Origin of the sequence: Oceanobacillus chungangensis (genome assembly GCF_003369565.1) — a bacterium.
Taxonomy (GTDB): Bacteria; Bacillota; Bacilli; order Bacillales; family Amphibacillaceae; genus Oceanobacillus; species Oceanobacillus chungangensis.
Genome location: NZ_PIOD01000014.1, coordinates 52969 through 65998, shown reverse-complemented (window position 1 = coordinate 65998; position 13030 = coordinate 52969). Strand labels below are relative to the sequence as shown.

General features: G+C 36.1%; 14 protein-coding genes. 10 read left to right on the top strand and 4 right to left on the bottom strand.

Annotated features, from left to right (window positions below):
- Positions 1–99: 99 nt before the first annotated feature.
- Positions 100–1089 (top strand): diaminopimelate dehydrogenase, encoded by a 990-nt coding sequence (locus CWR45_RS12775; protein WP_115750265.1) that lies wholly within the window; start codon positions 100–102, stop codon positions 1087–1089.
- A 23-nt stretch (positions 1090–1112) separates the two neighbouring features.
- Positions 1113–1637, top strand: coding sequence for a ClbS/DfsB family four-helix bundle protein (locus CWR45_RS12770; RefSeq protein ID WP_115750264.1), 525 nt, complete (start codon positions 1113–1115; stop codon positions 1635–1637).
- A 238-nt stretch (positions 1638–1875) separates the two neighbouring features.
- Here CWR45_RS12770 and CWR45_RS12765 read toward each other — a convergent pair whose 3' ends face one another.
- A complete protein-coding gene (locus tag CWR45_RS12765; protein ID WP_115750263.1) occupies positions 1876–2325 on the bottom strand; it encodes an AraC family transcriptional regulator in 450 nt (149 codons plus the stop codon).
- A 232-nt stretch (positions 2326–2557) separates the two neighbouring features.
- Here CWR45_RS12765 and CWR45_RS12760 point away from each other — a divergent pair, with 232 nt between their 5' ends.
- Together CWR45_RS12760 and CWR45_RS12755 are read left to right on the top strand one after the other, a co-directional pair.
- On the top strand, positions 2558–2749 hold the full coding sequence (locus tag CWR45_RS12760; protein WP_115750262.1) for a helix-turn-helix transcriptional regulator: 192 nt from the start codon (positions 2558–2560) through the stop codon (positions 2747–2749).
- 15 nt (positions 2750–2764) lie between these two features.
- Complete coding sequence (locus tag CWR45_RS12755; RefSeq protein ID WP_115750261.1) at positions 2765–3154, top strand: hypothetical protein; 390 nt, start codon at positions 2765–2767, stop codon at positions 3152–3154.
- Positions 3155–3262: 108 nt separating this feature from the next.
- On the opposite strand, the gene CWR45_RS12750 is transcribed toward CWR45_RS12755, so the two are convergent.
- Complete coding sequence (locus CWR45_RS12750; protein WP_245975420.1) at positions 3263–4651, bottom strand: MATE family efflux transporter; 1389 nt, start codon at positions 4649–4651, stop codon at positions 3263–3265.
- Positions 4652–5105: 454 nt separating this feature from the next.
- Here CWR45_RS12750 and CWR45_RS12745 point away from each other — a divergent pair, with 454 nt between their 5' ends.
- Positions 5106–6134 (top strand): PTS sugar transporter subunit IIC, encoded by a 1029-nt coding sequence (locus CWR45_RS12745; protein WP_115750260.1) that lies wholly within the window; start codon positions 5106–5108, stop codon positions 6132–6134.
- Positions 6135–6322: 188 nt separating this feature from the next.
- Positions 6323–7153: an alpha/beta fold hydrolase gene (locus tag CWR45_RS12740; RefSeq protein ID WP_115750259.1), complete on the top strand. Its 831-nt coding sequence runs from the start codon at positions 6323–6325 to the stop codon at positions 7151–7153.
- A gap of 241 nt (positions 7154–7394) precedes the next feature.
- On the opposite strand, the gene CWR45_RS12735 is transcribed toward CWR45_RS12740, so the two are convergent.
- Positions 7395–9077 (bottom strand): methyl-accepting chemotaxis protein, encoded by a 1683-nt coding sequence (locus CWR45_RS12735; RefSeq protein WP_115750258.1) that lies wholly within the window; start codon positions 9075–9077, stop codon positions 7395–7397.
- A gap of 188 nt (positions 9078–9265) precedes the next feature.
- Between CWR45_RS12735 and CWR45_RS12730 the strand changes: the two genes are divergently transcribed.
- From CWR45_RS12730 to CWR45_RS12720, 3 genes are all read left to right on the top strand, one after another.
- A complete protein-coding gene (locus CWR45_RS12730; protein WP_115750257.1) occupies positions 9266–9544 on the top strand; it encodes a GNAT family N-acetyltransferase in 279 nt (92 codons plus the stop codon).
- 18 nt (positions 9545–9562) lie between these two features.
- Positions 9563–9793, top strand: a complete 231-nt coding sequence (locus tag CWR45_RS12725; protein ID WP_115750256.1) for an excisionase family DNA-binding protein — start codon at positions 9563–9565, stop codon at positions 9791–9793.
- 184 nt (positions 9794–9977) lie between these two features.
- Entirely contained in the window at positions 9978–10874 is an 897-nt protein-coding gene (locus CWR45_RS12720; protein ID WP_115750255.1) for an RluA family pseudouridine synthase, read from the top strand.
- Positions 10875–11102: 228 nt separating this feature from the next.
- On the opposite strand, the gene CWR45_RS12715 is transcribed toward CWR45_RS12720, so the two are convergent.
- Complete coding sequence (locus tag CWR45_RS12715) at positions 11103–12107, bottom strand: DmpA family aminopeptidase (protein ID WP_115750254.1); 1005 nt, start codon at positions 12105–12107, stop codon at positions 11103–11105.
- A gap of 144 nt (positions 12108–12251) precedes the next feature.
- On the opposite strand from CWR45_RS12715, the gene CWR45_RS12710 reads away from it, so the two are divergent.
- Complete coding sequence (locus CWR45_RS12710) at positions 12252–12761, top strand: TlpA family protein disulfide reductase (protein WP_115750253.1); 510 nt, start codon at positions 12252–12254, stop codon at positions 12759–12761.
- Positions 12762–13030: the final 269 nt, after the last annotated feature.

Below are 13030 nucleotides of genomic sequence, written 5' to 3'. Positions count from 1 at the left end.
TGTAAAAAAGCTCTTCTAAACATGAATTGAACATTGAGACGATTTTAAAAAAAGTGTAGTATGAAAATACAAAAGATAAACATCATGGAGGGGTTAAGAATGAACAAGCAAATAAGAATTGGAATAGTCGGCTACGGTAATCTTGGTCGAGGTACGGTTGAAGCGATTAAAAAATCAGCGGATATGGAGCTTATCGCTATTTTTACAAGAAGGGCCCCGGAGAGCTTAGAAATCGACGAGCCAAATGTTAAAGTTGTACATATTTCAAATGTTAGAGATTATCAGGAAAAAATTGATGTAATGATTTTATGTGGAGGATCTGCGACTGATTTACCTGAACAAGGACCAGAACTTGCGAAACTATTTAACACGATTGATAGCTATGATACACATGCGAAGATTCCTGAATATTTCAGTTCGGTTGATGCTGTGGCGAAAGCAAGTAATAAGGTCAGCATTATTTCTGTCGGCTGGGATCCAGGTTTATTCTCGATTAATCGCTTGATGGCTGAAGCAATTATCCCTCAAGGTGAAAATTACACATTTTGGGGCAAGGGCTTAAGTCAAGGACACTCGGATGCAGTACGAAGAGTGGACGGTGTGAAGGACGGCGTACAATACACAATCCCAGCTGATGCGGCAATTGAGAAAGTGAGAAGTGGAGTAAACCCAGAATTAACAACAGCTGAAAAACATCGACGCGTATGCTATATCGTCGCTGAAGAAGGTGCGGATCAAGCAAAAATTGAAAATGAAATTAAGACGATGCCAAACTATTTTGCTGATTATGATACAGAAGTAAACTTCATAACTGAAGAAGTATTAAAGGCAGAGCATTCAGCAGCACCACATGGTGGGTTCGTTATTCGTGGTGGGGAAACAGGTGCTGATCAGAACAAACAAATTATCGAATTCTCACTTAAGCTCGGTAGTAATCCGGAATTTACAGCTAGTGTTCTTGTGGCATATGCAAGAGCTGCATATCGCTTGCACAAAGAGGGACAAGCAGGAGCTAAAACAGTGTTCGATGTGCCACCGATTTATTTATCACCACGATCTGCAGAAGATTTGAGAAGGGATTTACTGTAAGAGTTTTTTAGGGGGAGATACGAATGCCAAGACCGAAGACAAAATCCGAACTGATAGCAGTTAATGAAGAAAAGTTCACGGATTTAATGGATTTAGTAAGCTCTATACCAGAAAGCTATCTAGAATCTGAATTTCCATTTGAAGACCGTAACCGTAATATTCGCGACGTTTTAACGCATCTGCACGAATGGCATCTAATGTTGGAGAAATGGTATAACGAGGGAATGGCAGGAGAGAAGCCAATTATGCCTGCCCCAGGATATACGTGGAGAACATTATCGGAATTGAATAACGTTATTTGGGAAAAGTATCAAACAACAAGTTTAAGTGATGCAATGATAAAATTAGCTGAGAGTCATATAAAAATGATGCAATTAATTAATGAGCATAATAATGACGAACTATATACGAAAAAATATTATCCTTGGACCAAAACCACCTCCTTAGGTACATATTTTATCGCGAATACTTCTAGTCATTATGAATGGGCGATGAAAAAGGTAAAGCGGTTTAAAAAGGAAATTAAAAAAGAGGAAATAGGAAATTAAGATCGTTAATGGTTATTATAAAATTCCTTAGTTATGAGGAAAGGTAGAGAGCAATTACCCTAAGTATCTCCGCTATAGAAGATGAGTATAACATAACAGATTAAGAGACCAAATTATTATGTAATTTGGTCTCTTAATATTCCCTTTTATTTATGTGAAATCGATAACCATATAGGATGGACTAGCTGAACCGGGAGTTGTCGATATGTGAACATTAGCGGGAATATTCCCGCTTCTGTTACCGTATAGGAACCAATATTTCGCATAAATGACTGTCAATCATTTGTGAAGTATATCTTTCTATAATTGGTTGTTCTCTTATTGATAGATTATTATTTTCAATTTCAGTAAAAATATTGCCCCAAAATTCACTGACTGCCTCTTTTGTATGATCAAGCAAAAAAACTGCATATTTTCCACCAGCAAATTTACCAACTTGAGCCGGTTCTGCTACATTAAAATCTTTATTTATTATAACGCAAACATCATAACGACAATCCTCTTTAGGAGTAAACTCAGGGTTATCCTGTGGTATACCTAAAATTGTCGAATTATCAAATATACCATTCGACTGTGCCCACTTTTTAAAGGACTGCATAAGTTCTTTGTTCTGCTTTTCACCATACTCTCCAACATTTCGAAAATAAGCAATCCTTGATTCAGGTATTTCTTCAATATTTATTTTCATATTTTTCTCCTCCCTTATTAGATAAGTTAATGCGATATAAAATGTTTTTCAAGCACTTTTTTAAAATATATGAAGTTAGTCTATCTTTTAGATTTACACTACGGATAACACTTTCCTAAATCTTGTATGAATGAAAAGTATGTAAAAAGTATTTGACACAAAAACCCTTGTATTTTATACTTTAGGTGTAAAAACTTTTTTACACCTATCTTATTATGAAGGTGGACGTCTAATGAAAAATCAAATCAAGGAGTATCGAGAAAAAAAAGACATCTCACAGGGGAAATTGGCAGACTTATGTAATGTGAGCAGACAGACAATTAATGCAATAGAAAACAATAAATATGACCCGAGTTTACAATTAGCATTTGATATTGCCAAAAATTTAGAAGTTAGAGTTGATGTATTGTTTTTAAATGAATGAAAAGGGGGAGTAAGGGTGAGTACTCGAAAAATTGGTTCTGTATTAATTAGTATAGCTACGCTGATTGTGGTAGGATTTACAATTTATCAGGTTATTGTTGGAAAAGATGTTGGTTTTAATGAGGTTGTTACTATTGGTGGTTTGCTGATGATGTTTTTTTCTTCCATTACTTGGGGAACAAAGGAAGAGAAAGATGGCATTTTACTAGAGGAAGAGTTAGGGCAAAGGATTACAGAAAAAAGTTCGAAAGTAAGTTATTTTCTTCTGACATTTTTTATTTTTGGTGCAGTAGCTGCTGACAATTTTATAAACGGCACAATTAATATCTTTCTATTGCTACTGTTAGGATTATCAATGATAATTTTACCTTTTATAGAGTTTTTAGTTGCAAAGAAATATCAGTAATAGCTATTACTTTTTTAATTAACATCAGAAATGCAGTCATAAAATTTAAAAAAAGGATAGATATGACAGTTGTATGCCATATCTATCCCTTTTTCTTAACTAATTTGTTCAAGTCACAGTATCCTCAACGTTATCATTATCGACTAATCCATACTGCTCCCACTTCCTGCTCCGCCATCTAAAGAACATAATAACCGCCCGGGTCCATTCATCCGCTGCGATTGCCAGCCAAATTCCGACTAACCCTAATTCTAGATGGAAAATGAGAAAATACCCAAGTGGTAAGCTCATCGCCACCATAGAGAAAGCACCAATTAATACCGGAAACTTCGCATCACCTGCTGCCCGCAGTGAATTGATTAACACAATATTAATCGTTCTTCCTGTTTCAAGAAGAAAACTAAGCAGTAACACGTCAGCACCTAGTTTGATAATCTCAGGATTATCGGTGAATAACTCCATTAATTGCACCCGAAAGAGCACAACGGTAATAACAACGATTAATGTTGCAACGCTTGCCAAGCGAACACTTTTCCACACGCTTTCATATGCTTCTGAACTACGACTAGCACCTATTAATCTACCAACAATGATCGCTGTTCCTAAGCCGATTGCCAATGCAAATAGGTAGATAAACATTGAAATGTTCGTTGCATACTGTCGTGCTGCTAATGAACTTGGACCAAGGAATGTTGCATAATAGAGAAAGACAATCTGGCAGGACTGGTACATTACCTGCTCAAAAGCGGATGGAATTCCGATCTTGAGGATTTTTTTAATATAGTTCTTTGACAATGAAAAATAATAGTTAAGCTTTACCTTTACTTCTGTAATCCGGTAAAAAAGCCAGAAGAATACGAGTAGTGCAAGGAAGCGACTAACGATCGTAGAAATCGCAGCACCTTCAACACCGAGTTCTGGGAAACCAAAATTACCAAAGATAAGTAAATAGTTACCGACTACATGGATAATGTTCATCCCAAGAGATACGAACATCGTAGCCTTAGTAAATCCATGTACACGGATAATTGCTGATAAAGAGTTGATTAATGCCTGTAAGAAAATTGCTCCACCAACAATGCCTAAATAGCTTTTCGCATATTCAAACACATTCCCTTGTAAATTGAGGGCTTGAAGCATATAACTGCCAAACACTAGAAAAATGATACTAATAATAATTCCAATTACTAGATTTAAAGAAATTGCGATTGCTGCAATCTTTGAAACCTCTGTAAACCTTCTAGAACCTATATATTGCGCCACAACGATGGAAGCCCCACTACCAATTACCTGTAAAATTAATATGGCAATTTGCAGAAACTGATTGGATGCACCGACACCTGAAACCGCATCATCGGATACAGCACTTAACATGAATGTGTCAGCAAGACCCATTAACATAAATAAGAAGATTTCAATAAAGATTGGCCATGTGAGAACAAATAAATTTAAATCTATCTTCGGTTTATTAACTTGTAATGTACTATTTGTTGTCAAACTTTCACCTTCTTAACGATAATCAATTATATTCAGATTGTATCTTATCATCTTTTATACGATATGGGTATGAATATATTCGCATTTCAATCATTTATTATTGAAAGCGCTTTTAATATTTTTAGAATAAAAAGATAATTGACACTATATAGGAATTGCTCTATCATTATGTCAATACTATCAGCTAAGAGGAATAATCATATAGAATAAAATGAGTGAATATTTCAAAGTAATCATATTGTTGTTATCTTATTATACTAAGGTCTGTAATATTCTCATTCCATTAGTCCACTTTTCGTAAAAAAAACGAGACGCTTAAGCATAATAAAGTTTAGCACCCATCCGTAATGGATGGCTTTTTATTCTCTTGGTAGATAAGAAAGTATAAAAACTTTTCAATACATATTTTTTGAATTAACAGAAAAATGTAATTTTTAATAATGGAGGACAGAAAATGAAGGAATCAACGAAGAGATACATCATCGACAGGATGCATAAAGCATCTATAGGACTAGCTAATGCCGTCCTAGTAACATTAGGGATTGGCCTTTTAATCGAAACATTTTCTACTTTTACTGGATGGGAAGGATTTGCGGCCGTAGGATTGACAGCTCAATTAATGCTGGCGCCAGCTATTGGTGCAGGAATGGCTTACCAGCTTGGAGGAAATACGCTCGTTATTTTCAGTGCAATGGCCGCAAGTACAGTTGGTGCAAATGCCTTAACAATGAATGCAGAAGGTGCTATGGTACTTACAACGGGCCAACCTATAAGTGCTGTATTAGCAGCAATTATTGCTATATGGGTCGGAAAGCGTGTAACAGGGAAGACGAAACTGGATATGCTTGCCATTCCGTTCACGGCTATTCTTGTCGGTGGGGTTGCTGGAGTAGGATTAGCCGCGGTTACGACACCATTACTCGAATCATTAAGTGCATTAATTGCGAATTCCGTTTCAGGATCGCCACTTATCGGATCGATAGTAATCGCCCTTATCTGGAGTATATTCCTTATGTCACCTGCATCATCAGCAGCAATTGCAATTGCGCTTCAGCTTGACCCAGTATCAAGTGCTGCAGCATTAATCGGTTGTACCGCTCAGTTTGCTGGCTGGACGGCAATGTCGTTTAGACAGAATGATTTGGGAGCAAACATTGCACAGTCATTCTTAACACCGAAAGTACAGGTGCCGAACCTAGTGAAAAATCCACGGCTTGTCGTGGGACCATTCTTATCTTCCGTAATTTGCGCACCGATTGCGATTATAGTATTTGATTTTGAGGTTCCGTACCAACTTGCTGGACTTGGACTAAATTCGTTTATCGCACCATTAAATATTCTTGCAAATCAGGGTGTGGGTGTACTTATCATGTATATTGTCATTGGGGTTGTTCTACCCGCAGTTATCTCTGTCGTTGTCTATCATTCCTTCATTTCAAAAGGATGGGCTAAAACAGGTGATTTACGAATGGAAGTGCAATAAAGTCAAACTATAGTAAAATTTTAGGAAACTATTATTAAGCTTGTTGAAAAATTCTAGTTCAGTAGATTTTTCGATAAGCTTTTTTGCATTTTATGCAATTGAAATTTCATTTTCCCACAGAAATAATTACTGCATGCTTTGCAATTTATTGTAAATAATAAGGAAAATTATTAGAGCAAGGTGAAAATATGGAGCAAGTTAAGTTATCAAAAGAAATGATTACAATCGGAGATGTAAGGATTTATTGTGAATACATACTGAACGGAAAACCGCCAATCGTATTAATTCATGGTTTTGTTTCATCAACCTATACCTTTTATCGACTTATTCCATTATTAGAAAAGCATTATTCGATTATTGCGATTGATCTGCCAGGTTTTGGCAGAAGTGAAAAATCAACTGCCTTTATTTATTCCTATTCTAATTATGCAGCAATCGTCGCTGAATGTATTCAGTATTTTAAGCTCCGAGAGGTTTGTATTATTGGACATTCAATGGGTGGGCAAATTGCCTTAAATACTGCAATAATGATTCCGAATAAGATAAGAAAATTAGTATTATTATGCAGCTCTGGCTATTTAAAAAGCGCCAATAAACTTTTAATTTATAGCTCGTATTTGCCATTATTTAATCGTTTGGTTGAACTGCATGTAAAACGAAAGAATGTAAAAGAGAACCTGCAAAATGTATTCTATAATCATGCCTTAATTACGGATGATCATATCCGTGAATTCAGCAGACCCTTAAAGGAGAAGGACTTTTATAAATCCATGGTTCGATTATTAAGGTATCGGGAAGGGGACTTAACGACAGGTCAGTTACAAGCGATTCAAACGCCAACATTACTGATTTGGGGGGAAGAGGATAGAGTAGTTCCTGTAAATATAGGCAAACGGTTAGTAAAGGATTTGCCCAATGCAGACCTAGTGATATATAAGGAAACAGGGCATTTCGTGTCCGAAGAAAGAACAACAAAGGTATATCATCAAGTGTTAAATTTTCTTGGTAATAATGCATGATTTTTCAAAGTAATTTGAATCTAAGATGAATATTGTATTCCTAGAAGAAAAATCCGCAATCCTTTTATCATTAGGATTGCGGATTTAATTTAGATCGGTAGCTCGACTAAGATTGCTTCATGTACAACGTCCACGTCCCTGAAAAAGAAAGGCACTTACTCTGCTTGCGATGTTTCTGAAGGAAGCTTTCCTTATCCTGTAAAGCAAAGTCCGTATCGCTTCCACTCTTCTTCAAAAACTATTAAATATGAAACATTTTCGTTATCCCCGATAGAGATTTCGACAAACCTGTTAGCTTCAATCCAATTTCATGAGTATTTTCCATTTGTTTATATTGATGCTCACTGCTAGAAAGCATTTCTTCAGCACTTGCCAAGGTTTCTTGGGAAATAGAAGCGAACTCTTCAGCTGTTACTTCTAGATTAGGCAGAAGTTCACCGAAATGATGCAGCTCGCCTTGCATACCTTTCAATTTCGCAGTTACTTCTGTTATTTCCTTCATCAATTCATCGAATGATTCTTTCGATTGATTTGCCGTGGAAATATTCGTGTTTGCTTTCTTCAGCATCTGCTCAAATTCCTTCGTAGCATTCGAAGTAATTTCCTCCATATTCGAAATGGAATTTGTAATATCATTGGCAGCGGACGACGATTGTTCTGCAAGTTTACCTACTTCATTTGCAACAACCGAAAAGCCTTTACCAGCTTCGCCGGCACGTGCAGCTTCGATTGCTGCATTTAATGATAATAATTTTGTTTGTTCGGATATTCCTTGAATTAATCCAACAAGTTTCGAAATTGATCTTGAGTAATCATTTACCTGTTTGATCGTTTTCGTTAGGTGCCCGAAATCTTTTTCGAATGAACGTATCGTAGTTATTAATTCAGAGATGTTCTTCTCACCATATATAGCAGAAGTTCCCATACTTTCTGAACTAGTAAAGACAACATTCATGCTATTCATCATATCTTCAATTCGATGTTTCATCGTCAAAGAATTACTAACACTATTTTCTGAGCTTGTCGCTGTTTGTTCTGCACCATTTTTGACGACATTTATCGATTCGATTAAATCATGACTTGATTGAAGTGCATTATCGGAAGACAATTTTAATTCTTCTCCTGTTTGATTCAATTCAACTGTTGTACTCTTAAGTTCATTTACCATTGTTCGCATATGGCTAATCATCGCATCGTAGCTCTTGTGAAGTGAGACGAATTCTGGAATCGTCGTCTTAAGTGTTACATTGGAATTGAGATTCCCGTTGCGCACTTCACGCATGGTTTTACTTAAGTTAGAGAGAGGTTTCGTCAAGGATCTAACAAATATAATAATCAATAGGGTAGAAATTACAATACTTATTACGATAATTCCAATTGAAAGATAGCCCATATCATTAATTGGTCCCATGAAAGAACTAGTCGGAACAATTACAGTATAAATTCCATTGATCTCTTTCATTTCCTGGAAGGAAACTGAATATTTTTCCCCATTAATTGTATGTTGTATTTGGCCATTTTTCTCTTCCATAACATGTTGTACTAATGAATCTGGTATCTCTGGTAATGTTTTTTCACTTATCGGAAAAGGAGTAACCGTCGAATCTGTGATATAGAAATAGTCTGATTCTATTCCATCCTTTTCTAGTTGGTTTTTTTGTGTTCTAATATTACCGTTCAGCTGTTGCAGGAAATAATCTTCTTGACCTACATATGTAAAGTTCAAGAGTTCTGCGATATAACCAATTAATTGTGTTTCACGGGCGAGTCTGTCCTCGACTGTAGTTGTTGTTATATTCTTAGCTTGTATGTATGAAGTAACACCCACAGCAACAACAGCGATTATCATCAAGGTTACGAATGGTATTAATAGTCTCGTTCGCAGTGTAGTCTTGTTTAGTAATCTATTAGAAAATCGTCTCATAGAGTTTAAATTCTCCTTATCATATGTAAATTCTAACTAGTACTTTTGGACTGTTTCTGGATAATTATAACAGATAAATATTAAGTTATTGTAAATAATTCATAAATAAATGAACAAAAAATCATAGAAATAGTAAAAATATGAGGTATACTATTAGAAGCATGCTTTATTTAATAGGAGGAACAATAATGACTACAATAAATAAAGGGGAAAATAAATTTTACATTGGAGATGATATTCGAAATCCAATTGCTGAAATGACGTTTGTGCAATCGGGGAGTGGCAGAATTGTCATTGATCATACCTATGTTTCAGAAGAACTCCGTGGTCAGGGTATCGCTGGTGAACTACTTGAGCAAGTGGTTTTATTTGCTAGAGAAGCAGAGAAGAAAATCCTTCCACTATGCCCTTATGCTAAGCATAAACTAGAAGGAAATGCTGCATACTTAGATGTACTAAATGTTTAAAGAGAGGTTCTAGGAAATATGTACCTAACTGTTCAGGAAACTGCTGAGTATTTATCTACAAGTGAAAAGAAAGTAGCAGCGCTAATCATGGAAGGGAAAATTCGAGCCGTTCATGATGGGAATGACTACCTAATAAATAAAGAGCAATTTTTTACTCATTTTGAGCAGGTTGAAAAATATCAACGAATGATTCAAGACTACTTAAATGAGCCGATTCCTGACGATATTGATGTCAAGGATGAAGACTAACATTTGCATATAAATATAATTATCTATAATGTTAAGTTAAACTACATGTAGAAGTAGTTCCAACTTAACATTTTTTTCTATAAAAAGTATATGTTCAATAGGAGGATAAATAGCGAGCCAACGAAGAAATTCGTAAGTGTCGTTTTGCCGGACTTATTGAACATCCTATAAAAGGAGTTTTCCAATGACAAATAAATATCGACATGATGCAAAATCATTCGTATATAAAGTAGAGGAAGAAGCAGAATTATTAGCCTTCCTATTAAAGGTAATGACTAATCGAAGCAGAAATTCAGTTAAATCAATTCTTGCACGTGGCCAGGTCACTGTCGATGACCATCTTGAAACAAAATATAATTATCCACTCTATCCAGGTCAAACGGTAAAAATCCTAAAAAACAAAGCAGCAATCAAGGAAAGTGTCTTAATTGGCATGACTATCTTACATGAAGATGACGATATTATTGTAATTAATAAAGAAGCAGGATTATTATCAATTGCAACGGCAAAGGAAAAGAAATCAACTGCACACCACCAATTGATGGAATATGTACGAAAAGAAGATCCTGAGAACCGAATCTTTGTCGTTCATCGTTTGGACAAGGATACTTCAGGTGTAATGCTATTCGCGAAAAATGAGCAGGCTAAGAAAACATTGCAAAATAATTGGAATACGATGGTTAAAGAACGGACTTATGTTGCGTTAGTTGAAGGAAAGGTCACCGAGGAAAAAGGGTATATGAAGTCATGGCTAAGGGAAAGCAAGACACACTTAGTATATTCAAGTCATACCCCGAATGACGGACTTCTAGCAGTTACACGCTATCGCTTAATTCAAGCGAATCAAGACTTTTCATTGCTAGAACTCCAGCTTGAAACAGGTAGAAAGAACCAAATTCGCGTGCATATGCAAGACTTGGGACACCCAGTCGTTGGCGATAAAAAATATGGTTCAAAGGAAAATCCTATTCGCAGACTCGGACTTCATGCGAAAATCTTGGCATTTACTCATCCGACGACAGGCAAGGTATTATCATTTGAAGCGGATGTGCCTAGGTCGTTTTTTGCTAAGACGAAATAATTTAGTTAGTTGTGGTGTAGGGCTGTAGTTCTAAATTAGGAGTACTTGGTTTGGAAATGGAGCTCTTAGTAAAGTAGCTTGAGCTCTTGATCTGAAAATGGAGCTCTTAGTAATATAAGTTGAGCTCAAGTTCTGAAACTGGATCTTTAAAATATAATGGTGGAGCTCTGGAACAAGAATAAGAGCTCCACTACCAACAACCTAGGTGAATAATATTCTAGGGAATCCCTACTCATGGATCAAATTCTTAATCGGTGCCCTCTCCACTAACCTTCCTTTTCTTCCCTTTGTTGTTTCGGAAAATGCTAACGAACGAATCACTGCTTCTTCTGTTGCTTCAATTACGGCTTGAAATAATTGATTCGTCATGGGATGATCATCACGAATAAATTCTATCGATTCTATCGGCTCAGTAGCATGATGGTCATATTTATTTGCAGTTGAAAATGCAATCGCAATATCGCCACTGCCATTATCGATATTGCTGCCCGTTCGGCCGATTCCGACTGCACAGCGTTTAGCAAGTCGCTTTAATTGTCGGTCAGAAAGTGGGGCATCTGTCGCAATAATCATCATGATAGAGCCATCTAGTGTATCATGAATATTCTGATCTAAATTGGCAAACAGTGCATGTTCACGTTTTCCAAAATTACTCAGCACAAGGCAGCCAACAGTATAATGATGTTCATCAAATTCAACAATTCGAGATGCAGTTCCAATCCCACCCTTGTATCCGAAACATACCATCCCTTTACCTGCACCAATCGCTCCCTCTTCAACAGGAGATTCTGTTGCACTCCGAATAGCTTCTATGGCATGCACAGGTTTTATTGCTTGAAGACGAATCGAATTTAAATAACCATCATTGCATTCACCAACCACAAGATTAATCGTACTCGTCGTGTCACCAATTTCTTCCGTCTGTTCAAGCATATACTGCAATGTACCTTGCATAACGGCGCCAACGCTAAATGTATTGGTCAGCATAATTGGTGATTCAAGTAATCCAAGCTCCTCAAGCTGGACAAGTCCAGCAGTTTTGCCAAATCCATTGATAACCGCACTTCCTGCATAGACTTTTTTTCGAAATGGATTATCTGCATGTGGGAGAATTGCTGTCACTCCAGTACAAATCGTTTTTTTATCATCGATTTCCTCGTATAAAGTGACATGGCCAACCTTAATACCATCAACATCAGTAATGCAATTTTCTTTCCCCTTTTGTAATCCCATTATTCTATCTCCTATATATAAGAATTTTTCGAATAAGATAAACAAAGTATAACAACGATTGATTAATATATTCAATAAAATACACTGCATGATTCAAAATGGTGATGGACAAACTATGTTTACGAAGGATAATGGAGGATTGTCATGGTAAAAAAACTAATTTTAATGATAATTTTTTCAACAATCATTTCATGGTTCGGATTTGCTGATATATCAAAAGCTGCTGACGAGGTAGGTACGGAAATAGGCAATGTTGCACCAGATTTTGAAATACAGACTTTAGATGGAGAAACAGTTAATCTTCAGCATTTTCGCGGAAAGCGTGTGATATTAAATTTCTGGGCAACATGGTGTCCACCTTGTCGAGTGGAAATGCCGGACATGCAGAAGCTCCATGAAAATGAAGACATAATAGTCCTGGCCGTTAATTTAACTGATTCGGAAATAAGCCAAAAGGACGTTAAGACATTTGTTAATGAGTTCGGATTAACATTTCCGATAGGGCTAGATAAGACAGGGGGAATCTCTGAATTATATAAAATTAATCCAATTCCAACCACCATTATGATTGATTCTGATGGAAAAATCCGTTTTAAGTTTTTCGGTGCGATGAGTTATGACACGATGACCGAAGAGCTTGAAAAGTTGGATTAAAGCACTTGGGAAGAGATGTTGTGGGTTTTTAATTTGTTTGATAACACAATTATAAAATGCGTTTTTAACAAAAAAAATTATACAAGGAACTGAACGATATTTTTTAGAAAATCTTACAAAAGTAAGTTATTAGAGGGTGTTTTCATGAACAGAGAAAATAATAATGAGCAATCTTAATAAAGCCATCTAAAATAGCATTGTATACCTATCTAGGTATACAATAATATAGAATTCATTTATAATATTTCTTCAGAGGTGTTTTTATTGGA